Annotated in this window: 26 protein-coding genes; 14 read left to right on the plus strand and 12 right to left on the minus strand. The window is 75.7% G+C overall.

The window, feature by feature from the left end:
* The first annotated feature begins 44 nt into the window (after positions 1–44).
* Positions 45–1,571 (plus strand): MFS transporter, encoded by a 1,527-nt coding sequence (locus ACZ5GH_RS07840; protein ID WP_464333779.1) that lies wholly within the window; start codon positions 45–47, stop codon positions 1,569–1,571.
* Between the two features lie 226 nt (positions 1,572–1,797).
* Positions 1,798–2,238, plus strand: coding sequence for a PPOX class F420-dependent oxidoreductase (locus ACZ5GH_RS07845; RefSeq protein ID WP_387758285.1), 441 nt, complete (start codon positions 1,798–1,800; stop codon positions 2,236–2,238).
* Positions 2,239–2,395: 157 nt separating this feature from the next.
* Here the strand turns inward: ACZ5GH_RS07845 and ACZ5GH_RS07850 are convergent, their stop codons facing one another.
* Positions 2,396–2,665, minus strand: a complete 270-nt coding sequence (locus ACZ5GH_RS07850) for a DUF1876 domain-containing protein (protein ID WP_387758283.1) — start codon at positions 2,663–2,665, stop codon at positions 2,396–2,398.
* A 178-nt stretch (positions 2,666–2,843) separates the two neighbouring features.
* Here ACZ5GH_RS07850 and ACZ5GH_RS07855 point away from each other — a divergent pair, with 178 nt between their 5' ends.
* The 4 genes from ACZ5GH_RS07855 to ACZ5GH_RS07870 all read left to right on the plus strand — a co-directional run bounded on the left by ACZ5GH_RS07855 (position 2,844) and on the right by ACZ5GH_RS07870 (position 6,793).
* Positions 2,844–3,731 (plus strand): YndJ family protein, encoded by an 888-nt coding sequence (locus tag ACZ5GH_RS07855; protein WP_464333780.1) that lies wholly within the window; start codon positions 2,844–2,846, stop codon positions 3,729–3,731.
* Entirely contained in the window at positions 3,728–4,240 is a 513-nt protein-coding gene (locus ACZ5GH_RS07860) for a DUF1990 family protein (RefSeq protein ID WP_464333781.1), read from the plus strand. The genes ACZ5GH_RS07855 and ACZ5GH_RS07860 overlap by 4 nt, the downstream gene beginning before the upstream one ends.
* 1,165 nt (positions 4,241–5,405) lie before the next feature.
* Positions 5,406–6,059 carry a hypothetical protein gene (locus ACZ5GH_RS07865; RefSeq protein WP_464333782.1) on the plus strand — a complete coding sequence of 218 codons (654 nt, stop codon included), beginning with the start codon at positions 5,406–5,408 and terminating at the stop codon, positions 6,057–6,059.
* A complete protein-coding gene (locus ACZ5GH_RS07870; protein ID WP_464333783.1) occupies positions 6,056–6,793 on the plus strand; it encodes a hypothetical protein in 738 nt (245 codons plus the stop codon). The genes ACZ5GH_RS07865 and ACZ5GH_RS07870 overlap by 4 nt, the downstream gene beginning before the upstream one ends.
* On the opposite strand, the gene ACZ5GH_RS07875 is transcribed toward ACZ5GH_RS07870, so the two are convergent.
* From ACZ5GH_RS07875 to ACZ5GH_RS07885, 3 genes are read right to left on the minus strand one after another with little or no spacing between them, the layout of a single operon-like run.
* Complete coding sequence (locus tag ACZ5GH_RS07875) at positions 6,761–7,570, minus strand: zf-HC2 domain-containing protein (protein WP_464333784.1); 810 nt, start codon at positions 7,568–7,570, stop codon at positions 6,761–6,763. The genes ACZ5GH_RS07870 and ACZ5GH_RS07875 overlap by 33 nt on opposite strands.
* Positions 7,567–8,139: a sigma-70 family RNA polymerase sigma factor gene (locus ACZ5GH_RS07880; RefSeq protein WP_464333785.1), complete on the minus strand. Its 573-nt coding sequence runs from the start codon at positions 8,137–8,139 to the stop codon at positions 7,567–7,569. The genes ACZ5GH_RS07875 and ACZ5GH_RS07880 overlap by 4 nt, the downstream gene beginning before the upstream one ends.
* Before the next feature lie 33 nt (positions 8,140–8,172).
* Positions 8,173–8,733: a hypothetical protein gene (locus tag ACZ5GH_RS07885; RefSeq protein ID WP_464333786.1), complete on the minus strand. Its 561-nt coding sequence runs from the start codon at positions 8,731–8,733 to the stop codon at positions 8,173–8,175.
* Positions 8,734–8,755: 22 nt separating this feature from the next.
* Between ACZ5GH_RS07885 and ACZ5GH_RS07890 the strand changes: the two genes are divergently transcribed.
* A complete protein-coding gene (locus ACZ5GH_RS07890; RefSeq protein WP_464333787.1) occupies positions 8,756–9,322 on the plus strand; it encodes a thioredoxin family protein in 567 nt (188 codons plus the stop codon).
* Between the two features lie 103 nt (positions 9,323–9,425).
* On the opposite strand, the gene ACZ5GH_RS07895 is transcribed toward ACZ5GH_RS07890, so the two are convergent.
* A complete protein-coding gene (locus ACZ5GH_RS07895) occupies positions 9,426–10,388 on the minus strand; it encodes a helix-turn-helix transcriptional regulator (RefSeq protein ID WP_387758268.1) in 963 nt (320 codons plus the stop codon).
* A gap of 325 nt (positions 10,389–10,713) precedes the next feature.
* On the opposite strand from ACZ5GH_RS07895, the gene ACZ5GH_RS07900 reads away from it, so the two are divergent.
* From ACZ5GH_RS07900 to ACZ5GH_RS07915, 4 genes are all read left to right on the plus strand, one after another.
* Positions 10,714–11,448, plus strand: a complete 735-nt coding sequence (locus ACZ5GH_RS07900; protein ID WP_387758266.1) for an alpha/beta fold hydrolase — start codon at positions 10,714–10,716, stop codon at positions 11,446–11,448.
* 567 nt (positions 11,449–12,015) lie between these two features.
* Positions 12,016–13,476 carry a dihydrolipoyl dehydrogenase family protein gene (locus tag ACZ5GH_RS07905; RefSeq protein ID WP_387758264.1) on the plus strand — a complete coding sequence of 487 codons (1,461 nt, stop codon included), beginning with the start codon at positions 12,016–12,018 and terminating at the stop codon, positions 13,474–13,476.
* Positions 13,477–13,659: 183 nt separating this feature from the next.
* A complete protein-coding gene (locus ACZ5GH_RS07910) occupies positions 13,660–14,754 on the plus strand; it encodes a WD40/YVTN/BNR-like repeat-containing protein (RefSeq protein ID WP_387758263.1) in 1,095 nt (364 codons plus the stop codon).
* Positions 14,755–14,982: 228 nt separating this feature from the next.
* The gene (locus tag ACZ5GH_RS07915) at positions 14,983–15,735 is read left to right on the plus strand and encodes a GNAT family N-acetyltransferase (RefSeq protein WP_464333788.1); all 753 of its coding nucleotides are present in this window, start codon (positions 14,983–14,985) and stop codon (positions 15,733–15,735) included.
* Between the two features lie 35 nt (positions 15,736–15,770).
* Here ACZ5GH_RS07915 and ACZ5GH_RS07920 read toward each other — a convergent pair whose 3' ends face one another.
* Positions 15,771–15,923, minus strand: coding sequence for a hypothetical protein (locus ACZ5GH_RS07920; RefSeq protein WP_464333789.1), 153 nt, complete (start codon positions 15,921–15,923; stop codon positions 15,771–15,773).
* Between the two features lie 142 nt (positions 15,924–16,065).
* On the opposite strand from ACZ5GH_RS07920, the gene ACZ5GH_RS07925 reads away from it, so the two are divergent.
* Positions 16,066–17,094, plus strand: coding sequence for a LacI family DNA-binding transcriptional regulator (locus tag ACZ5GH_RS07925; protein WP_464333790.1), 1,029 nt, complete (start codon positions 16,066–16,068; stop codon positions 17,092–17,094).
* Between the two features lie 106 nt (positions 17,095–17,200).
* Here the strand turns inward: ACZ5GH_RS07925 and ACZ5GH_RS07930 are convergent, their stop codons facing one another.
* A complete protein-coding gene (locus ACZ5GH_RS07930; RefSeq protein ID WP_387758255.1) occupies positions 17,201–17,719 on the minus strand; it encodes a GNAT family N-acetyltransferase in 519 nt (172 codons plus the stop codon).
* A gap of 190 nt (positions 17,720–17,909) precedes the next feature.
* A complete protein-coding gene (locus ACZ5GH_RS07935) occupies positions 17,910–18,374 on the minus strand; it encodes a MarR family winged helix-turn-helix transcriptional regulator (RefSeq protein WP_464336804.1) in 465 nt (154 codons plus the stop codon).
* A gap of 137 nt (positions 18,375–18,511) precedes the next feature.
* Between ACZ5GH_RS07935 and ACZ5GH_RS07940 the strand changes: the two genes are divergently transcribed.
* On the plus strand, positions 18,512–19,294 hold the full coding sequence (locus ACZ5GH_RS07940; protein WP_387758253.1) for a dioxygenase family protein: 783 nt from the start codon (positions 18,512–18,514) through the stop codon (positions 19,292–19,294).
* 57 nt (positions 19,295–19,351) lie between these two features.
* On the opposite strand, the gene ACZ5GH_RS07945 is transcribed toward ACZ5GH_RS07940, so the two are convergent.
* Positions 19,352–19,999 carry an NAD(P)-dependent oxidoreductase gene (locus ACZ5GH_RS07945; RefSeq protein WP_387758251.1) on the minus strand — a complete coding sequence of 216 codons (648 nt, stop codon included), beginning with the start codon at positions 19,997–19,999 and terminating at the stop codon, positions 19,352–19,354.
* 144 nt (positions 20,000–20,143) lie between these two features.
* Between ACZ5GH_RS07945 and ACZ5GH_RS07950 the strand changes: the two genes are divergently transcribed.
* Entirely contained in the window at positions 20,144–20,737 is a 594-nt protein-coding gene (locus ACZ5GH_RS07950; protein WP_464333791.1) for a maleylpyruvate isomerase N-terminal domain-containing protein, read from the plus strand.
* Positions 20,738–20,745: 8 nt separating this feature from the next.
* On the opposite strand, the gene ACZ5GH_RS07955 is transcribed toward ACZ5GH_RS07950, so the two are convergent.
* From ACZ5GH_RS07955 to ACZ5GH_RS07965, 3 genes are read right to left on the minus strand one after another with little or no spacing between them, the layout of a single operon-like run.
* On the minus strand, positions 20,746–21,132 hold the full coding sequence (locus ACZ5GH_RS07955) for a VOC family protein (protein WP_387758248.1): 387 nt from the start codon (positions 21,130–21,132) through the stop codon (positions 20,746–20,748).
* A gap of 10 nt (positions 21,133–21,142) precedes the next feature.
* Positions 21,143–21,688, minus strand: coding sequence for a GNAT family N-acetyltransferase (locus tag ACZ5GH_RS07960; RefSeq protein WP_464333792.1), 546 nt, complete (start codon positions 21,686–21,688; stop codon positions 21,143–21,145).
* Complete coding sequence (locus ACZ5GH_RS07965) at positions 21,685–22,146, minus strand: group II truncated hemoglobin (RefSeq protein WP_464333793.1); 462 nt, start codon at positions 22,144–22,146, stop codon at positions 21,685–21,687. Before ACZ5GH_RS07965 ends, ACZ5GH_RS07960 begins: the two co-directional genes overlap by 4 nt.
* Between the last annotated feature and the right edge of the window lie 205 nt (positions 22,147–22,351).

The raw sequence follows: 22,351 nt of genomic DNA on the forward strand, positions 1-22,351 counted from the left end.
CGACCGTTCACGCACACCACACGCACCGTGAAGTGAGTACCCCCATGCCTCAAACCGACGCCCGACCGGCGACGCTGCCCGATCCCCGGCGCTGGAAGGCGCTGATATTCATCGGCCTCGCCCAGCTGATGGTCGTCCTCGACGCGACCATCGTGAACATCGCCCTGCCGTCCGCGCAGCAGGACCTGGGCATCTCCGACGGCAACCGCCAGTGGGTGATCACCGCCTACGCGCTGGCCTTCGGCGGACTGCTGCTGTTCGGCGGCCGGATCGCGGACCTGTGGGGCCGCAAGCGGACCTTCATCGTCGGCCTGGCCGGCTTCGCCCTCGCCTCCGCGCTCGGCGGCGCCGCGGCCAACACCGCGATGCTGCTCGGCGCCCGCGCCCTGCAGGGCGTGTTCGGCGCGCTGCTCGCGCCGGCCGCGCTGTCGCTGCTCGCGGTGACCTTCACCGAGGCCAGGGAGCGCGCCAAGGCCTTCGGCATCTACGGTGCGATCGCCGGTGGCGGTGGCGCCATCGGTCTGATCCTCGGCGGCCTGCTCACCGAGTACATGAACTGGCGCTGGACCTTCTTCGTCAACATCCCGTTCGCGATCGTGGCAGCCGTCGGCGCCGTCATGGTGATCCGCGAGCCCGCCGAGGGCCGCAACCGCAACAAGCTGGACGTCCCCGGCGTGCTGCTGGTGACCGCCGGCCTGGTCTCGCTGGTCTACGCCTTCACCCGCGCCGAGTCCGACGGCTGGTCCTCCGCCAGCACCGTGGGGCTGTTCGTCGCGGCCGCCGTGCTGCTGACCGCCTTCGTGCTGGTGGAGCGCCGGGTCAAGGCCCCGCTGCTGCCGCTGCGCGTGGTGCTCGACCGCAACCGCGGCGGGGTGTACCTGTCGCTGGGCATGGCCGTGATCGGCATGTTCGGTCTGTTCCTCTTCCTGACCTACTACCTGCAGATCGTGCTCGGCTACAGCCCGGTGCTGACCGGCGTCGCCTTCCTGCCGATGGTGGCGGGCATGATCACCGGCTCGACCCAGATCGGCGCCCGGCTGATGACCCGGGTCCCGGCCCGCTACCTGATGGCGCCCGGCTTCCTGGCCGCCTCGGTCGGCATGTTCCTGCTGGCCCACATCGGCGTGGACACCTCCTACCCGGCGCTGATCCTGCCCGGCCTGGTCCTGATGGGCCTGGGCATGGGCACCGCGTTCATGCCGGCCATGAGCCTCGCCACGCACGGCGTCCAGCCGCGCGACGCGGGGGTGGCCTCGGCGATGGTCAACACCTCGCAGCAGGTCGGCGGCGCCATCGGCACCGCGCTGCTGAACACCATCGCGGCCAGCGCGACCACCGGCTGGCTGGCCTCGCACGCCACCGCCGCGGCCGCCTCGCCGGAGGCCGCCAAGGCGCTCCAGTTCCAGGGCATGGTGCACGGCTTCTCCACCGCGATCTGGGTGTCCTTCGGGATCCTGGTGGCGGCCGCCGCGGTCGCCTTCACCTTCGTCAACGCCGGCCGGCCGGGTGCCGCGGCGGGCTCGGACACGGGCGCGGCGAAGGAGAACGAGGTGCCGGTGCTGGTGCACTGACGCCCAGGGGTTGCTCGGGTGCGTACGCGGCCCGTCCGGTGTCCTCCACGACACCGGGCGGGCCGCTCGCCGTTTCCGGGCCCGCGTGTTTTGCGGGCCCGCGCACCCGGCTCACGGCGCACGAACAGCCCCGCCCTCTCGAACAGGCCGCCGCGGTCGACGAGAATGGAGTGGCCCGCCCCGCGGGCGTGCTCACCCGCACCCCCCGACGGCACAGGGAGGACAGGTGCACCACCGAACCGACGGGCTCGCCGACAGCAGGTACCTCCTGCTCACCACGTTCGACCAGGACGGCGGCCGCATGGACTCGCAGCTCTGGGTGGTGCCCGACGGCACGGCCCTCGGGGTCTGGGCCCCGGCCCACTCCGGCGAGGCCGAACGGATCCGCCGCCACCCCCGGGTACTGATCGGGCCCTGCGACGCCCGCGGGCGCCCCACCGGCCGCCAGGTCCCGGCCCGGGCACGGCTCTGCGACGCCGACGACACCGCCCGCTACCGCACCTCGCTGATCAACAAGTACGGCCTGACGGCGCTGATCGCGCTGGCCCGCAGCCGGTTCCGGGTGGGGCTGGCGGGGACGGTCGGGATCCGGATCACGCCGAACGAACTGGAACAGCGGCTGGTCGGGCCGGAGTGGCAGCCGCCGACGGGCTACTGCGCGAACTGACGGACCGTCAATTCGCTGGGCACGCCGAGCGTCCAGGAGTGGCGACCCCGGCGCTCGGCGCCTCCGGGGCCGCCCTCGGGACTGCCTCCGGCGCCTCCCGGGGCACCGCTCGACCGTCGAGCGAGCACCGACCCGTCGCCGACCGGCCGCGGGGAAGTCAGGACAGCGGGTGGGTCGGGACCGGACTGACCTCCTGGATCTCGCCGTGGGCCTTGGTGAGCAGCTGCGAGGCGAGCTCGTTGAGCGCGCGGGCCCCCGCGATCTCCTCGCCGACCCTCAGCTGCTCCGGGTCGGAGGGGTGACGGCTGCTGTAGCCGTGGGCGCGTAGTTCGGTCCCGTCGCCGAGCCGCAGCAGTGCGGCGGCGCTGGTCCGCGGGCCGTCTTCGCGGAACTCCATCTCGATGTGCCAACCGACCAGAGTCTGCATGGCGGATCACCTCCATCGGTTACTCCTCCAGGGTGCGCCGCACCCACCGTGAACACCAGGCCAGCCGATCCGGACGGCTCCCGGGCCGGCGCCCGGGGGAGGGTTGAACGCGTTCAATTCAGCCGCGTAGAGTCGGTGAGGGAAGCCATTTGAACGCGTTCAAGGGGGTGTGCCCACCATGGGCAAGGGCACCACGGAACTGGTCGACCTGCTGATCCTGCTCGGCATGGGCGCCGTCGTCCCACTCGGCCTCGCCCTGGTCGACGAGCCCGGGCTCGCCCGGGTCCGCCGGTTCTGGCCGATCGCCGCGGTACCCGGCGCGCTCTCGCTCTGGCTGCCCCGCGGCGGCCTGGCCACCGGCAGCGCCGTGCTCTACGCGCTCGGCACCCTGGCGATCGCCCTGCACGCGCCGCTGCGGCTGGCCCGCACCCGTTCGCTCGCGCCCGCCGAGGTCGCGGTGCTCACCGCGCTCGCCGCGCCCTCGGTGGCCGGGGTCGCCCTGGTCGCCGAGCGCTCCGGCTACCCGCTGTTCGGCTTCGAGCCACACATCCTGGCGCTCACCGTCCCGCACTTCCACTACGCCGGGTTCACCGCCGCCCTGGTCGCCGGACTCGTCTGCCGCACCGTCCGCCCCGGTTCCGGCGCGGCCCGCTGCGCGGCGCTCAGCGTCCCCGCGGGCACCCTGCTGGTGCTGGCCGGGTACTTCCTCGGCAACTGGTGGCAGTTCGCCGGGGCCGCCGTACTGAGCGCCGGGATGTGGCTGGTCGGCCTGGTCACCTGGCGCGAACTGCGGCCCCGCGGCGGCGACCGGGCCACCGCCCGGCTGCTCGCCGTCTCCTCGGCCGTCCTCGCGCTCACCATGGTGCTCGCCCTGTGGTGGGCCCTCGGCCGGGCGGCCGGACTCCCCCACCCCACCCTGACCTGGATGGCCGCCACCCACGGCGTCGGCAACGCGCTCGGCTTCGCGCTCTGCGCCCTGCTCGCCTGGCGCCGAATCACCGCCGGCCGTACCAGCGCCGACCGGGTCACCACCACCCCGACCGAGGCCCGGGAGGCCGCCCGATGAACGACTACAGCTACCCCGAACAGGGCGCCAGCCTCACCGGCGAACTGCCCGCCGGCTACAACCACCTGCGGCACAGCGCGCTGATCGGCCGCGGCCGGCCCGCCCTGGCGGCCGCCGGAGCCGCCCTGCTCGAATGGCGGATGCACCGGCTCGCGGGCGTCCGGATCGACGCGGCGGCCGACCGCGCCGCCCCGGACGTCGCCGTCCACTGCGCCATCGGCCTCAGCTCGCTGCGGGCCGGCGCCCCCAACCGGGTGCTGGCCGTGGTCGACGGCCCGGACCGGTACGGCTTCACCTACGGCACCAGGGCCGGGCACCTGGCCCAGGGCGAGGAGACCTTCCTGGTCGAGCTGGCACCGGACGGCGGCGTCCGGTTCTCCGTCACCGCCTTCAGTCGACCGGTCGCCTGGTACGCCCGGCTGGCCGGCCCGCTGCTCCCCCTCGCCCAACGCGCCTTCGCCCGCCGCTGCGGGCGCGCACTGGCCCGGATCGCCGCCGACGCGGGGTGAGCGCCGGGAGCCGCCCGGGGAGCGGATAGCGGACGGCGGGGGCCGGCATCCCGCCAGCGCCGTCAGCCAGTCGATCACCGGACACGCCCGGCTCGCGGCCTCCACCGCGCAGGCACCTGCGCCCGCCATGGAGGGCCCACACCGGGCCCCCTCGCGACCCGGGCCGGGCGAGGGCCCGTTCCCCCGCCCACCGCCATCAACCAACAGTCGCCTGGCACACCTGGCTTGCCCGGCGCCCGCCGCCCGCCGCCCGCCGCTACGAACGCGCCCTGCCCTGGATCACGGCAGAACCAGTGGAACAGCGCAGGCCGGTCGAGCGAGGCCGGCCGTGGCTGCGGACCCGGTCCCGCAGCCGCCGCCTTCAGCCGGCCGCTCGTCCGACACTCCCGACTCGCCCACCCACGGCCTCCAGCGCCGGGGCATCTTCGCCCGCCACCGCGGACACGCACCGGCCCGCACCACGGCGCCCTGGCCGGTTGCGCGGCAGCGAAGTGGTCGAGACTCCGGAGCCGAGTACGGCGGCGGAGCGCGGCCAGGCCCAGCGCGCGGCGGGTCGCGGGAGGCGGCCGATCGGGAAGTGGGGCCCGGCTCTCCCGCGCCGCCTCCGGTCGGCCAGGCGCCCCACGCCCGCCTGGCCGGCCCGCTGCTCCCGCTCGCCCAGCGCGTCTTCGCCCTCCCGTCCGAGCCCTGGCCCGGATCACAGCGACCGGTCGAGCGAGCCAGGCGGCGGGCCGGACCCCCGCCGCGCCGCCGCTTCCGGCCGGCCGGTCGCCTGCTACGCCCGCCTGGCCGGCATGCTGCTCCCGCTCGCCCAACGTGCCTTCGCCCGCCGCTGTGGGCGCATGTTCCCCGCGGCGCCCTGGCCGGTTGTGCGGCGGCGGAGCGGTCGAGACACCGGAGCCGAGTACGGCGGCGGAGCGCGGCCAGGCCCGGCGCCGGGTGCACGGTGGCGTCCGATCAGGCACGGGAACCGGGCTCCGGTGCTGCCTCCGGTCGGCCGGTTACCTGGCACACGAACTCGCCGGACCGCTGCCGCGCCCTCCCGACGTGCCGTAGCCCGACCGCAGACCCGCCCTGGCCCGCACGCGGGCAGGGCGGGCGGAGGCCGACCGGGGCGGGCGTAATCGCGCTGGTCAGGACGGGGGCCGTTCGGCATGATCGGCGGATGATGTCGATGCGACCGGTCCTGGAGATCTCCGCCCCCGACGACTTCACGCTCTGGCCGACGGGCGGCCACGAGCCGTGCGGAAGCCTCACCCTGGACGGGCGGCTGACGCCGGACGAGGTGGACACGGCGGTCTGGTGGCTGGCCGAGCGCAACGACGTCGAGGGCGAGGAGCGCGGGGCCCGGCCGGCTGAGCCGCTGGGGGCCTTCCTGCACGGGCTGCTCACCGAGTCGCACCCGTACGCGCCCGGCGGGCTGGTCGTGACGGACTCCGCCACCGGTGCCGTCTTCGAGCCGGGCTGCTGCAGCGGCCTGGAGGACTGGCGCGACTGGCTGAACGTCACGGACGGCTCCGGCACCGCCTGGTTCGGCCACGACCCCGACGCCCGGGCCGAGTGCGTCGGCCGGGTCGTGCGGCTGACCCAGGATGCCCAGGAGGCCGAGAACGCCGAGGACGGTGGGGGCAGTGGGGGCGGCGGCCCGGTGATCGAGCTGCCGGTGGACGAGCTGCGCCGACTGCTCGCCGGCGCCGAGCGGGACCTGCGCGACTTCCTCGCGCTCGCGGCGCGCTGGGCCGAACGGCAGGTGCCCGGGTACGCCGCCGCCGTCACCGCCGCGCTCGCCCGCGCCCTGGACCTGGAGCCGCCGTCATGACCAGCTTCCACACCCACCGGGCCCGGGTGCACGACGCCTCGCTCCCGCCGTACCGGCGACACTCCGCGCTGCGCACCTGCCTGACCCGCTTCGCCCCGTACAGCCTGCGGGCGACGTACCACCACCTCACCGTCAGCGCCCGGATCCCCCGCTGTCTGGAGACCGACCCGGACGCGCTGGTCCGCGCGGTGGACGAACTGCACGAGGCGCGCGAGCTGTGGCGGGTCCGGGCCGAGGAGTACGGGGCGCGGCGCCGGGCGGAGAAGCGGGAAGGGCGGCGGCAGCCGCCGGAGACCGCTTGGTGGCACCGGCGCTGGTGGGGCTCGCCGGACGCGGCCTGGCAGCACGACCCTTTCCTGCACCCGCCGTTGAGCCTGCCCGACTACGTCCGGCGGCAGAACGCGCTGCTGGACGGCGTCGAGCTGCCGGGCTGCCCGGCCTGCGGGGAGCAGGGCCCGCCGGTGCGGATCCCGACCTGCCACGGCAGCGGCCACGCCGGGCTGTGCCGCTGCTGCGCCCGGGTGCTGGTGCCCTGCGGCTGCGGGCGGTGGCACAGCTTCGAGCCCGCGCTGCGGGTCGGCTGGAGCCGGACCTGGCGGCGGGAGCACATGACCGCCACCGGCGGTGCCAGCCCGCACTGGCCCGGGGTCCGGGGGACGGCCCGGGTGGAGCGGTTGGAGTCGTACACGGTCCGCTGGGAGTCAGGCGTGGTGTGTCGGGATCGCGACCAGTAGCGCGCCGCCGTCCTGGACCCGGACCTCGAAGTGGTCGATGTCCCCGGGCTGGAGCGCCGTGCCGCCGGTGGTGCGCACGGTGCCGTCCCCGCCTCCGTTCCCGTAGCCGCCCGCCGGGACGGACCAGGTGGTGACGGTCTGCTGCTCGCCGGTTCGCGAGACGGCGACCAGCCGGCAGGTCAACGGGCCCTGGACGCCGCCGAGTTGCAGGCTGATCCGGCTGCCCCAGGTGGCGCCGTCCACGCCGACGGTGGCGTGCGCGCCGGTGCCCGGGTCGGTGGCGCTGTACTGCTGGGCGGCCGCGACGACGGCGGGCGTCTGCTCGGCGATGAGGACGGCGGCGGTGACGGCGGGGCCGGCCGCCACCATCACGGTCGCGGCCAGAGCGAGCACCAGCCGCCGCACCCGGCCCCGCCGCCGGGTGGCGCCGACCTCGGCGACCAGCCGGTCCAGCAGTCGCGGATCCGGTTGCGGGCCGGGGCCGGCCGGGTCCGTTCCGGCCGCCCGCGCGGTGGCCGCGTACTCGGCCAACAGCGGCTCCACCGGGCGGAGCCGGCCCACCTGATCGGCGCACTGCGGGCAGTCGGCGAGGTGCCGTTCGAAGGCGGCGCGCTCGGCGGGCTCCAGCAGGCCGAGGACGTACGCGCCGGCGTCGACGTGCTCCGGGCCGGGGGCGTGGCGAGGTGCGCCGGAGGCGTCGCCGGGCGGGACGGCGTCGCCGGGCAGACCGTCGGGCAGCCGGTCGGGGGCCGGCTCGGGGTCGGGGTGCCTGGTCACGATGTCACTCCCCGTTCCTCCAGCGCGAGCCTGAGCGAGCGCAGCGCGTAGAACACCCGCGAGCGCACCGTCCCGGCCGGGATGCCGAGTTCGGCGGCCGCCTCGTTGGCCGTGCGGCCCTTCAGGTAGGTCTCGACGATGATCTCCCGGTGTGCGGGCGAGAGGTCGCCGAGCGCGTCCGCGACGGTCATCATCCGCAGCGCCCGGTCGGTATCGTCCTCGGCGGGCAGCTGGTCCAGCGCCGAGGCGTCCACCTCGCGCGGCCGGGCCAGGGCGCTGCGGTGGCCGTCGATCACGATCCGCCGAGCGACCGTGACCAGCCAGGGCCGCAGCGAGCCGCCCTCCGCGTCGAGCCGGTGGATGTTGCGCCAGGCGCGGACCAGCGTCTCCTGCACGACGTCCTCGGCCCGCTGCCGGTCCCCGGCGACCAGGTGGAGCACGAAGCCGAACAGCGGACCGGCGTGCTCCCGGTAGAGGGCTCGCATCAGGTCCTCGTCCGGCGCCCCCGCGCCGTGACCGCCGGAGCGACCGACGGGGTGCTCCTCGGTCACCACATCATCGTTGCGCACCCGGGCCTCCTGGTCGAGGGCGGTCGGAACCGGTCAGTAGCCCGGGGTGCCGGGCATCGGGCTGCCGGGATTGCCGGGGCCGGCCGGGTTCGGTGTGGAACCGCCCGGGGTGCCCGCCCTGTCGCCGCCCGGGGTCAGCGCGAACCAGGTGCCGCCGACACCCTGGCCCTTGGTGTCGCCGGGCTTGGTGTCCGGCGAGTAGCGGTACGCCGGCCAGCCGTTGAGGGTGACCTGTTCGGTGCCGTCGGCACGGGTGACGGTGCCGACCAGCTTGCTGTCGATGCCCTTCACCGTGACGTCGCCGTCGGCGTGCTCGGGCGGCCAGACGACGGCGCAGCTCCCGTTGCAGGAGGACTCCGGCGGGCTGTTCCGGTCCTGGTCGAAGCGGTAGAGCGTGAAGCCGGCGCTGTCGGTGACGATCGTGCCCAGCTTCGGGTCCTGGGCGGTCTGCAGGGTGACGCCCGCCGGGGCGCTAGGCCTGCTCGACGAACCCGAGGAGCCGCCGGACGACCCGCAGCCGGCGATCAGGGCGGCTGCCGCGATGCCGGACGCGGCCAGCACGGCGGCCCGGCGGGTGCGGAGTGTGCTGCGCATGGGGTGCCTCCCGCGCGGGGGAATGGATCGGGACGGACCGGACACCCTCCTGTACGGGCGGCGGCCGCCGGCTGCTCGATCCCGGACGCCGGGACTACCGGCACCCCGTCCGGAATACCCCGCCGACCGGGGCCGTTGTGGCGGGCACCAGGCCCGAACCGGCCCGGACCGCCACCTCCGGAAGGGAAGGAAGCGCGAGATGAGCAGCACGGTCGAGCTGACCAAGGAGAACTTCGACGAGATCGTCCCGGGCCCGGAGGGCAAGGACTTCGTCTTCATCGACTTCTGGGCCGGGTGGTGCGGGCCGTGCCGCCAGTTCGCCCCGGTGTACGAGAAGGCGGCCGAGCGCCACTCGGACCTGGTCTTCGCCAAGGTGGACACCGAGGCGCAGCAGGAGCTGGCCGCCGCGTTCGACATCCAGTCGATCCCGACACTGGCGATCATCCGTGAGGGCGTGCTCGTCTTCTCGCAGCCCGGAGCGCTGCCGGAGGCGGTGTTCGAGGACCTGATCGGCCAGGCCCGCGGCCTGGACATGGCCGAGGTGAAGCGCAAGGTCGCCGAGGAGCAGGCGGCCGGCGGCCAGGCCTGATCCGGACGTCCGAGGGCCCGGGGAGCATCGTCTCCCCGGGCCCTCGCCGTTCCCGGCCTCCTGTCGGCCCCCGCGCGTGGCCGCCGCGCCCGGGCTCCGGGCGTCAGTCGGGGTCGGCGCCCCAGGCGGCGAGCCGGGCCGCGAGCGCCCGTACCTCGGCGCGCAGCGCGGCGGGCTCCCGGACGGTGAACGGCCACCCCAGCCCGGCCAGCAGCACCGCGACGCCGTCCAGGTTCTGCGCCCGGGCCCGCAGCAGCACCCGATCCTCGGCGAGTCCGGTCAGCGTGCCGACGGCGGGCGGCAGCCGGCGGCGGGCCTCGGCGAGGGTGGTCTCCAGCTCCACCTCGACCCGGTGCCGCCAGGGCACCCCGGCCAGTGACTCCACCACCCGCTGGACCGGGTCGAAGTCCTCGGGCGGCTCGAAGCCGGTCTCGCCCTGCTCGACCCGGGTGATCCGGTCCAGCCGGAAGGTGCGCGGCTCGCCGCTGCGGTGGTCGAGCCCGGTGGTGTACCAGCGCCCGGAGTGGAAGACCAGCCCGTACGGGTCGAACTCGCGCTCGCTGGGCCGGTCCTCGCGGTCCCGGTAGGAGAGCCGCACCCGGCGCCGCCGGCGGGCCGCCTCGGCCAGGGTGAACAGCGCGGCGGCGGCCGGGCCGGGTCCGGTGGCGGGGAGGGCGGTGAGACCGAGGGTCTGTTCGACGGCGGAGACGCGTTCGCGCAGCGGCGGCGGCAGGACCCGCTGGATCTTGGCGAGGGCGGTCTCGGTGGCCCCCTCCCCCACCGACAGGCCGGAGCTGCGGCCGGCCAGCAGGCCGAGCACCACGGAGGCGGCCTCGTCCGGGTTGAGCATCAGTGGCGGCAGCCGGTAGCCGGGCCGCAGGCGGTAGCCCCCGTAGCGGCCCCGGTCGGCCTGGACGGGGATGCCGAGTTCGGCCAGCCGGGCGGCGTAGCGGCGGACGGTGCGCTCGTCCACGTCCAGCCGGGCGGCCAGTTCGGCGCCGGTCAGGCCGGGGCGGTCCTGGAGCAGTTCCAGCAGGGCGAGGACGCGGCTGACCGGGTGCTCCACCGCGTGCTCCTCTCCGTCTCCGCGCCGCTCTTCGTGGCCGGCCCCGCCGCTTTCCGTACCGGCCCGTGCCGCTCTCCGTGCCGCGTCCGTGCCGTTTCCTGAGGTCCTTCCGGGCGCCCGGCGGCGACGCGGGGGAAATCCGGGCGACTTCTGTCCGGATCCGATCCTAGAGTCGGCGGTGAAGGAGGCCCCACCGGGGCGATGCCCTCCGCGGGCCCGTCGAGGCCGTCGAAGCATGCCGGGGCTCGACCGGCCCGCCGGCTCGGCTCGTCCCGGCTCGCCGAGGCCTCCGCGACATCCCCACCGACGAATGGAGTGATCCGCCATGAGCACGTTCGTACTGGTCCCCGGTTTCTGGATCGGCGCCTGGGCCTGGGACGAGGTCGCCGAAGCGCTGCGCGCGGACGGCCACCGGGTGTACGCCGTCAGCCTGCCCGGAGTGGCCGAACGCACGGGTGAGGAAGGCGAGTTCGGATTGGAGGACCACATCGCCGACCTCGCCGGGCTGCTGGTCCGGGAGGACCTGTCGGACGTCGTCGTGGTGGCGCACAGCGGCGCCTGCGCCCCGGTCGGCGGGCTCGCGGACCGGCTGCCGGAGCGGATCCGCCGGGTGGTCTACCTGGACAGCGGCCCGCTGATCGACGGCTCTGCGCTCTTCGACGTCTGGCAGCCCGACTACCAGCGGGCGGCCGAGGCCTCGGTGGTCGACGGCCGTCTGCCGATGCCGTCCTGGGAGTTCCTGGCGGAGCACGGCGCGAGCGTGGCCGGGCTGGACGAGGCCACCCTCGCCCGCGTCCGCTCCCGCGCCACCCCGCACCCGGCCGGGGTGTACCGGGACCGGCTGCGGCTGACCGGTGCCGGGGCCGCGCTGCCGCAGGCGCTGGTCTCCTGCTCCTTCCCGCTGTCCCAGGTGCGCGAGCTGATCGCCGCCGGGCACCCGTACTTCGCCGGGATGTCCGGGCCGAACTGGGAGCTGCGCGAACTGCCCACCGGGCACTGGCCGATGTTCTCCCGCCCGGCCGACACGGCGGCGGTGCTGGCGGAGCTCGCCGCGCTCTGAGCCCGGCGGTCCGTCCGGTGGCGCGTCCGCCGCTCGGGCCGCCGTCACCGGCCGCCGCTCCCGGCCGCCACCGGCCCCGGGACTGTCCCGTCCGCGTCCGGCGGTGTTCCGACGGCGCCCTCGGCATGTCCGTCCGTCGCGCGAGCGCGCCCGGACCGGCAGGATGGGGCCCACGCCGTACCCGAGCGAAGAGCGAGCACCCGTGCGCGAGCAGCCCAGCCGTACCGAACCGCCGGACTCCGGACCGGAGTTCCGGTCGGACGGCGGTGCGGGGCGGGGTGCCCCGCCGGGCACCCCGCCCGGCTCCCGCACCGTGGTCACCCCACGGCTGCGCCACGAGCGGGAGAAGTGGCCGCGGCAGGCGGTCCGGTTCAGGCTCGGGTACGGGTACGGGAACGGGAACGGCGGCGGCCGCGGCCCGAGCTCCCGGAGGGCCGCCCCGCCGGGCGGACCGACCGGTGGGCCGGCCGCGGACCGGCACGTCCGACCGCACGACAACCGCGAGCGCACACCCGCCACCGCCGCCCCACGGACCGGGGCGGCCATCGAGACGACGGAGGACCGGGCATGACCAGCACCGCCGAGGAGTACGACGTCATCGTCCTGGGGGCCGGCCCGACCGGCGAGAACGTGGCCGACCGGACGGTCGCCGCCGGGCTGCGCACCGTGATCGTGGAGGCCGAGCTGGTCGGCGGCGAGTGCTCCTACTGGGCCTGCATGCCCAGCAAGGCGCTGCTGCGGCCGGTGGCCGCGCTGGCCGACGCCCGTGCGGTGGCCGGCTCCCGCGAGGCGGTCGGCGACCGGCGGCTGGACCCGGCCGCGGTGCTCGCCCGGCGGAACTCCTTCGCCTCCGACTGGCAGGACGACGGCCAGGTGCAGTGGCTGCGGGACACCGGCATCGAGCTGGTCCGCGGCCACGGCCGGCTGGCCGGCGTGCGGACGGTGACGGTGGAGGCCGAGGACGGCAGCGAGCGGGTGCTCACCGCCCGGCACGCCGTCGCGGTGTGCACCGGCAGCCGACCGGTGCTGCCCGCGCACGTGCCGGGGCTCGCCGAGGCCCACCCGTGGACCAACCGGGAGGCGACCGGCTCGCAGTCCGTCCCCGGGCGGCTGGCGGTGGTCGGCGGCGGGGTGGTCGGGGTGGAGATGGCCGCCGCCTGGCGGGCGCTCGGCTCCGAGGTGGTGCTGCTGGTGCGCGGTGACGGGCTGCTGCCGCGGATGGAGCCGTTCGCGGGCGAGCTGGTCGCGGAGGGCCTGCGGGCGGCCGGGGTGGACCTCCGCTTCGGCACCGAGGTCACCGCGCTGGAGCGGGCGGACGGCTCCGGGCCGGTGACCCTCACCCTCGACGGCGGCGGGACGCTGACCGTCGACGAGGTGCTGTACGCGACCGGCCGGGCACCGCGCACCGCCGACATCGGGCTGGAGCAGGTCGGCCTGAAGCCGGGCGACTGGCTGGAGGTGGACGACAGCTGCACGGTGCTCAACGTGGACGGGGCGGACGGCGAGGGCGGCGAGTGGCTCTACGCCGCCGGGGACGTCAACCACCGGGCGCTGCTCACCCACCAGGGCAAGTATCAGGCCCGGATCACCGGCGCCGCGATCGCCGCCCGCGCCCAGGGGCGCCCGCTGGACACCTCGCGCTGGGGCGCGCACGCCGCGTCCGCCGACCTCGCGGGCGCTCCCCAGGTGGTGTTCACCCAGCCCGAGGTCGCCGCCGTCGGTCTGACCCGGGCCGCCGCCGAGGAGGCCGGACTGCGGGTGAAGACCGTCGACCACGAGATCGGTTCCGTCGCCGGGGCCTCGCTCTACGGCGACGACTACCGCGGCCGGGCCCGGGTGGTCTTCGACCTGGACCGGCAGTTGATCGTCGGCGCCTGCCTGGTCGGCCCCGGGGTGGCCGAGCTGCTGCACTCGGCCACCGTCGCGGTGGTCGGCGAGGTCCCGATCGACCGGCTCTGGCACGCGGTGCCCGCGTACCCGACGATCAGCGAGGTCTGGCTGCGGCTGCTGGAGGACTGCCGGGGCTGACCCCGAACGGGGGCGGCCCCCGGCCGCGAACGGGCGGCCCCTCGACCCGAACGGGCGGCCCCTCGAACGGATGTCGGCCTCCCGGGTGACCGGCGCGGCGAGATGTGACCACCGGTGGACGGCGGGACACTGGCAGTCGGGGGCGTCCCGGGGGGCCGTACTCGTGACCAGGTGGTGTGTGGCATGTCCGAGGTGCTGTTGGCGGTCGGAACCGAGAAGGGCCTCTTCCTCGGCCGCAGCCGCGACCGGCTGACGTGGGAGTTCAGCGGGCCGCACTTCCCGATGAACGCGATCTACTCCGTCTCGATCGACCGCCGCGACGGCCGGACCAGAGTGCTGGTCGGCGCCGACAGCAGCCACTGGGGGCCCTCGATCTGGCGCTCCGACGACCTCGGCGAGAGCTGGTTCGAGCCGCCGCAGCCGGCCATCCGCTTCCCGGAGTCCACCGGCGCCTCGCTCACCCGGGTCTGGCAGCTCCAGCCCGCCGGCGCGGAGGCCCCCGGCGTCGTCTACGCGGGCACCGAGCCGGCCGCGCTGTTCCGCTCCACCGACGGCGGCGAGACCTTCGCGCTGGTCGAGCCGCTCTGGAACCACCCCCAGCGGCCGCAGTGGGGAGCCGGTTACGGCGGCCAGGGCCTGCACACCGTCCTGACCGACCCGCGCGACCCGCAGCGGCTGCTGATCGCCGTCTCCAGCGGCGGCGTCTACCGCAGCAAGGACGGCGGCGACAGCTGGCAGCCCTCCAACACCGGCCTGCGCGCCGAGTTCTTCCCGGAGGAGAGCCAGTACCCCGAGTTCGGCCAGTGCGTGCACAAGATCGCCGCGGACCCGGTCCACCCGGACCGGCTCTACCTCCAGAACCACGGCGGCGTCTACCGCAGCGACGACTGGGGCGGCAGCTGGCAGTCGATCGTGGACGGGCTGCCCGCCGAGTTCGGCTTCGCCGTGGCCGCCCACCCGCGCCGGGCGGACACCGCCTACCTCTTCCCGCTCGGCGGCTCGGACGACCGCATCCCGCCCGGCCGCCGCTGCCGGGTCTTCCGCACCACCGACGGCGGCACCAGCTGGCAGCAGCTCGCCCAGGGCCTGCCCGGCGAGGACCACTACGGCATCGTGCTGCGCGACGCCCTGCGCACCGACGACGCCGACCCGGCCGGGATCTACTTCGGCAACCGGACCGGCGACGTGTACGGCAGCCGGGACGAGGGCGAGAGCTGGTCGCTGCTGATCTCCCACCTGCCGGACGTGCTCTGCGTCCGGGCCGCGGTGGTGGCCTGACCCGGGGGGCGCGCCCGGGCCTGGCGACCGGCACCGGTGGACCGGCGCCGGTGATCCCACGACGCTGACACCGCGCCGGTACCCCACGACGGGGCCCATGCCGGGAGCTCCGTCCGGGGACCCCGCGCCGGCGGACCGGAATAACCGGTTGCCGGACGGCAGGCCCTCGGTGAGCATGGCCGCCGACGGACGACCGCGGGATCCGACCGCGAGATTGTGGGGTGGGCCATGGCCGAGGACTGGGTGGTCAGGCGGGGTGCCGACGGCGAGCCGGTGCTGCGCTACGTGCTGGACGAGCGGGAGGGCCGGCCCTGGGCCGACCTGCTGGAGGTCCTGGACGAGTCGGTGGACGCCGCCGCGTTCATCCGGGCCGAGCTGCCCGGCTGGGTGGTCTCCGGCGCTCCCGGGCTCGGCCGGGAGCTGGTGGCGCAGGGCGCGCGGGTGCTGCGGCACGCCCACACCTTCCGCCGCGACCTGCGCGCCGATCCCCCGCCCGCCGACTGGGCCGGGGCCCCGCTGCGCGAGGGCCTGCGGGCGGTGCCCTGCGACCGCGCGCCCGAGGAGCTGTACGAGGGCTGGCGGGCCGCCTTCCCCGCCGGCCACGTCGACCACTACCCGGGCGAGGACGCCCGGGTGCTGGCCGAGCGGCTCGCTCCCCTGCTCGCGGGCAAGGTCATCGGCCCGGTGCTGCCGTCCAGCGTGCTCGCCGTGGACGCGGAGGACCGCGTGGTCGCCGGGCTGGTCCTCACCGACCGCGACGGCCGGCCCTGGGTCGCCGACGTCTTCCGCCACCCGGAGCGCGGCTACCGCGGCCTCGGCGCCGACCTGCTGCGCCGGACGCTCGGGGACGCCGCCGAGCGCGGGCTCGCCGACGTGACCCTGGTGGTCTCCGAGGGCAACCCGGCCCGCCGGGTGTACGAGGCACTGGACTTCGTGCTCCAGGAGACCTCGCTGACGGTCGTCGTCCCCGACGCGGGCTGACCGGAACCGCCGGAGCTCGCCCGCGCCCCGGCGCCTCAGGGGCGGGCGAGTTCCAGGACGGCGATCCCGCCCAGCACGATGAACGCCGCCGTCAGCCGCAGCCGGCCGAGGCCCTCGCGGAACACCACGGCGGCGATCAGCGCGGCGATCACGATGCTGGTCTCGCGCAGCGCCGCAATCGTCGCCAAGTCCCCCTGGCCTGTGCCCACACCATGGGTGCGGGCCCACGGGCGGGCCGCCGGGCGGGGCGTGGACCTGTCCCGCCACCCTCCGGGCGGCCGGGGCCTCGGCAAACGGGCTGGTCGGAGGGGCTGTGTAGGCTCAACGGTCATGGCGAGGGTGACGCGGGACGATGTGGCGCGGGCGGCGGGGACGTCCACGGCGGTCGTGAGTTATGTGATCAACGACGGGCCGCGGCCGGTGGCGCCGGCGACCCGGGCGCGGGTGCTCGCGGCGGTCGAGGAGCTCGGCTACCGGCCGAACCGGGTCGCCCAGGCGATGGCCCGGCGGCGGACCGACCTGCTCGGGATGGTCGTGCCGGACGCCCGCCAGCCGTTCTTCGCCGGGCTCGCCCACGCCGTCGAGCAGGCCGCCGCCGAGCACGGCCGGCTGCTGCTGATCGGCAACTCCGACTACGCCGACGAGCGCGAGGCGCACTACATCCGCGCCTTCCTCGGGATGCAGGTGGACGGTCTGATCCTGGTCACCCAGGACCCGGCGACCCCCGGGCTGACCGGCTTCGACGTGGCCGACGGCACCCCGGTGGTGCTGCTGCACCACCGGGCGGAGAGCACCGACGGCGTCGCCGTGGTCGCGGACGACGAGGGCGGCGCCCGCGAGGTGGTCCGCCACCTGCTCGGGCACGGGCACGCCGAGGTGCACTGCTTCGGCGGCACCCGCGCGCTCAGCCCGCACGACCCGGTCACCGGGCGGACGGCCGGCTGGGTCGCCGCGCTGGAGGAGGCCGGACTGCCCACCGGGGGACGGCTCACCCCGGCACCGTTCGACCGGGTCCGGGCGCACGCCGAGGCGCTCGCCCTGCTCGCCCGGCCCGACCGGCCGTCCGCCGTGTTCTGCGCGACGGACGACCAGGCGATCGGCCTGCTGCGGGCCGCCGACGACCTCGGCATCCGGGTCCCGGAGGACCTCGCGGTGGCCGGCTTCGACGACATCGCCGAGGCGGTGATCGCCGGGCCCGCGCTGACCACCGTCACCACGGCGCAGGACGAGATGGCGCGCGCCGCGCTGGAGCTCGTCCTCGGCGGGCCGGAGCGCCGCGCCCGGGGCGCCCGCACCTTCCCGGCCCGGCTGGTGGTCCGGCGCTCCTGCGGCTGCCCGCCGGCCGCGGCGCGGGACTGACGCCGGGGCCGCCGGAACTGGTGTCGGGCCGGCACAGGGCCGGGACCGGGGCCCACCGGACCTGACGCCCGGCCGGCGCGGGGCCGGTACCGGCGCGGCCCGGGCGTCAGCCTTCGAGCAGTTCGTCCGCGAGCAGGTCCATCAGCACGTTGTCGTGCCAGGTGCCGTCCGGCCCGCGCTCGTACTGGCGCATGGTGCCGACGGTGCGGAAGCCGACCTTGGTGTAGCAGCGGATCGCGGCGAGGTTGTCCGCGGCCGGGTCGATCACCAGCCGGTGGTAGTGGTGGTCGTGCACCAGATGCCGGGCCATCGTGCGCACGGCGTCGGTGCCCAGGCCCAGGCCGTGCACCGTCGGATCGAGGTAGAGGTCCATCCCGGCGTGCCGGTACTCGTCGTCGTTGTTGGCGTACCACTGGATGGCGCCGACCACCTGGCCGCCGAGGTCGATCGCGAAGGTCTCGGTACCGGGCGATTCCAGGTCGTTGGCGACCTCGCCGGCCAGGTCGTCGCCGCCGCGCCAGCGGGCGAACACCTCGGGCGTGCCGCGGATGGCCGCCAGTGCCGGGATGTCCTCGCCGGTGGCCGGGCGGAGCGTGACCAAGGTGCCGTGCAGAATCGTCCCCATATGGGGCATGTTGGCATGGAAACCCGGCTCCGGCGAGTGTTTTCGGACCACCGTCCGGCCCCTTCCGGCGTGCGGCGGCGGGCTTCGGGCGGCAGACCCGTGGGGCGGCGCCGGGGCGTCAGGCGGCGGGGCGGTCGAGGTGGCCGTGGAGTCGGACGGTGGGCCTCGCCCGGCGTGAGCGGGGCGGACGTCAGACGTCCTCCAGGCGCAGCCGGGCACTGACCGCGCCGAGGCCCTCGGCGAGGACCGCGAGCTGCTCGCGGGTGAGCACGTCGATCAGCAGCTCGCGCACCAGGGCGACGTGTCCGGGCGCGGCCCGGCGCAGCGTCTCCCGCCCCTGGTCGGTGAGTTCGGCGATGACGCCGCGCACGTCGCTGGGGCAGGAGCGGCGGGCGACCAGGCCGGCCCGCTCCAGCTGGGTGACCTGGTAGGTCAGGCCGCTCTTGGAGGTGACCAGCTTGTCGGCGAGTTCGGTCATCCGCAGCGAGTCGCCGGGGGCGGCGGACAGGTGCACCAGGATCTCGTACTGCTGGTGGGAGAGCCCGGAGTCCTCCTTGAGCTGGCGTTCCAGCCGCCGGTTCAGCAGGTTGCTCGCGACCACGAAGCCCCGCCAGGCGGCCGCCTCGTCCGGGTCCAGCCAGCGGGGTTCGTTCAGAGAGGACATGGCTGAAGCCTACTCCTGTTGTTCAAATTCGAACGAAGGTGTACCGTCGACCGCAGTAGACGTTCAAATTTGAACTACCTGCCAATCGCCCACCGCCCATCCGGTCGAACGGTCCCGAGGAGGACGCCATGAGCACCGCGGCCCCCGAGCGCATGCCCGCCCTGTACCTGTCGCACGGCGCTCCGCCGCTGGCCGACGACCCGATCTGGCCGGGCGAGCTGGCCGCCTGGTCCGCCGACCTGCCCCGGCCCAAGGCCGTCCTCATGGTCTCCGCCCACTGGGAGGAGGCCCCGCTCGCCCTCGGCGCCGTCACCACCCTCCCGCTGGTGTACGACTTCTGGGGCTTCCCCGAGCACTACTACCGGGTCCGGTACGCCGCCCCCGGCGCGCCGGAGCTCGCCGAGCGCGTGCGCAAGCTGCTGCGCGCCCCCGGCACGCCCGTCCAGGACATCCCCGACCGGGGGCTCGACCACGGCGCGTACGTCCCGCTGGTGGAGATGTACCCGGACGCCGACGTCCCGGTGCTCCAGGTCTCGCTGCCCACCCTCGACCCGCAGCGGCTGATGGAGATCGGCCGCAGGCTCGCCCCGCTGCGCGACGAGGGCGTGCTGATCGTCGGCAGCGGCTTCTTCACCCACAACCTGCGGGCGCTCAGCGCCGACGGCCGGGTCACCTCGGTGATGGCCGAGTTCGACGACTGGGGCCGGCGCGCCCTGGAGGCCCACGACCTGGACGCCCTGCTCGACTTCGAGCACAAGGCCCCGGCCGGGCGCCTCGCCCACCCGCGCACCGAGCACTTCGCCCCGCTGTTCGTCACCCTCGGCGCCGGCGAGGCCGACCTGGACAGCCAGCGCAGCGTCATCGACGGGTTCTGGATGGGCCTGGCCAAGCGCTCGATCCAGCTGGGCTGACCCCGCGCGACCCGGCGCTCACACCTCCCGGAGGCCCTCCCGCGGCCCGCCCGGTCCTCAGGCGGAACAGCAGGTGAAGCGCTCGCCGATGTGCTCGGGCTGCTCGATCTCGTCCACCAGGGCGACCGCGTAGTCCGGCACCGTGATCCGGCTGCGCCCCTCGGCGTCGGTGAGCAGCTGCTCCAGGCCGGTGCGGTAGCGGCCGGTCCGCTCCCCCGGGCCGATCTCGGCGGCCGGGCTGAGCACCGTCCAGCGCAGGTCGGAGACCGTCCGGTAGTAGTCCAGCGCCTCGCCGTGGGCGTGCATGATCTGGCGGACCGGCTCCGGCAGGCCCGGGGCGTCCCAGACCCGCACGCCCGGCGCGGTCTCCAGGCTGCCCGCGCCGCCGACCGCGACCAGCCGGGGCGCCGCGTCGCCCAGCGCGCGCAGGCCCTCGACCAGGGAGCGGGCGGCGGGCTCGATCAGCGCCAGGTGGCCCGGGCCGTCGCCGCCGCCGACGGCGCTCACCAGCACGTCCTGGCCGCCCGCCACCCGGGTCACGTCCGCCGGGACCAGCACGTCCCCGCGCTCCACGGAGGCGGCCGCGCCCCGGTAGTGGTCCGGGTCGCGGACCACGGCCGTGACCTCGTGCCCGCGCGCCGCCGCCTCGGCGACGACGGCGCTGCCGATGGTGCCGTTGGCGCCGATCACGGCGATTCTGGCCATGGGTACCTGCCTGCCTGGGGGCTCGCGCGGCGGGGGTGCCGGCGACCGGACGGAACACGTCGGACAGGGTCGATTATCGGACGGACTCCCGGCGCGGGCCCGGGCGTTGGGCCTATCGTGTGACGTTCCGTCGAAGGAGTGATCATGCGCAACGGCGACCCCGTACGAACCGCCCTGGACGCCTCGCTGGCGGTCCTCGCCCCGCACACCGGGGACCGCGACTGGGACGTGACCGCCGGACTCCTGGAGTGGAGCTGCCGCGACACCGCCGCCCACATCGCCCACGACCTGCTCGCCTACGCCGGCCAGCTCGCCGCCCGCCCCCGAGACCGCTACCTGCCGCTGGACCTCACCGTGCGCCCCGAGGCGGACCCGGCCCAGGTGCTCACCGTCGTCACCGCCGCCGGGCACCTGCTCGCCACCGCCCTGGACGCCGCCCCGCCCGAGCTGCGCGCCTACCACCACGGCCCCTGCGAGCCGCTCGGCTTCGCCGCGATGGGCGTCGCCGAGACCCTGCTGCACACCCACGACATCACCAGCGGCCTCGGCCTGGCCTGGCGACCGCCGGCCGGACCGTGCCGCTTCGCGCTCGACCGGCTCTTCCCGGACGCGCCGCGGGAGCCGGCCGCCCACCCCGCGGAGGTCCTGCTCTGGTGCACCGGGCGCGCGGAACTGAACGGCCGCCCGCGCAGGTCCTCGTGGACCTGGCGGGCGGCCGTGGGCGAGTGGCCGGACTGACCGGTCGGTCAGGCGCCCTCGGTGGCGGCCCGCTCGGCCTGGCTGCGCTCGACGCAGAACTCGTTGCCCTCCGGGTCGGCCAGGGTCACCCAGCCCTTGCCGTCCGGGGTGCGGCGGTCCGCCAGCACGGTCGCGCCCAGGACGACCAGGCGGGCCACCTCCTCGTCCCGACCGCGGTCCTGCGGCTGGAGGTCGAGGTGCACCCGGTTCTTCGCCGACTTGCCCTCGGGCACCCGGATGAAGAGCAGCGAGGCGCCGGCGGAGTCCACCAGGACCTCGTCGTCACCCGGGTTGTCGTCCTCGCTCACGGTGCCCTCCAGGGCCTCGGCCCAGAAGCCGGCGAGGGCGTACGGATCGGCGCAGTCGATCGTCACGTGTCGTACCAGAGAAGCCATGGGCCTACTCTCACCTGCGCCGATCGGATCCGTCCAGCCTTTTCCGGGAGTGCCGGTGGCCGTCCCGCGGATACGGCGGGAAGGCCGGGACGATCTCCGTGAACGCGTAGCCGCTCTTCTCCGCGACCCGGCAGGAGGCGTGGTTGTCGCCCTCGTGCAGCAGGTCGATCCGCCGCAGGCCGTCCTCGGCGAAGGCGGCGAAGGCCCAGGCGGTGAGGGCCTCCACCGCGCGCGGGGCCACGCCCCGGCCGCGGGCCGGGCCGGCCGTCCAGTAGCCCACCTCGGCCGTCTCCCCGCCCGGGGCGCCGCGCTTGAGCACCACGTTGCCCACCAGCTCGCCGGCGTCCAGGACGGCGAAGGAGTACCGGGTGCCGGCCGCCCGGCCCTCCTCCTGGAGGCGCAGCCAGTGCGCGGCCTGCTCGGCGTCGTCCACCGGGGTGAGGGTGAAGCGGCGCAGGGTCTCGTCCCGGTAGGCCTCGATCAGCGCGGGCGCGTCGGCGTCCTCGAAGGGGCGCAGCAGCAGGCCGTCGGCCACCGGGGCCGCGGCGGCGGTCACTTGAGGCCCTCCCAGCCCCAGCGCGGGGTCGGGCCGGGCTCGCCGAGGTCGGTGCCGGCCGGGGAGGCGGAGACGTCCTCGGCGATCCGGGTGCCCCAGTCGAAGTACTCCAGCACCCGGCGGCGGAGCAGTTCGTCCTCGGGCAGCTCCGCGCGGACGGCCTCGGCCATCAGCTCCATCCAGCGCAGCCGCTGCTCCTCGGTGATGGCCAGGCCGAGGTGGACGCGGAGCAGCGCCTGGTGGCCGCCCAGTTCGTCGGTGTAGCCGGTCGGGCCGCCGAAGACCTCGGCCAGCCAGACCGCGACCCGCTCGATGTGGGTCGGGGTGAAGCCGGCGAAGACCGGGGCGAGCAGGGGGTCGGCGAGGACGCCCCGGTAGAAGGTGTGGCTGAGCCGGCGCAGGACGTCGATGCCGCCGACGGCCTCGTAGAGCGTGGTGTCGGGCCGTGGGTCGTTCATGGGTGTGCTCCCCGTGGGTGGACCGTGCGTTGGCCCCCTTCCTAGCAGTCGGAGGTGGCGGGCGGCGGGGCTTCGGGCCCTGTTCGCGGCGGGCTCAGCAAGCGGAGCGGCAGGTTCGGCAGGCGGGGCGGGGGCTCCCGTCGCCGGGCGAGGCGGGCTCCGGTCGCGGAGGGGCGGGCTCCGGTGGCGGAAGGGCGGGGTTCCC

The organism is Kitasatospora sp. Xyl93 (genome assembly GCF_055383135.1).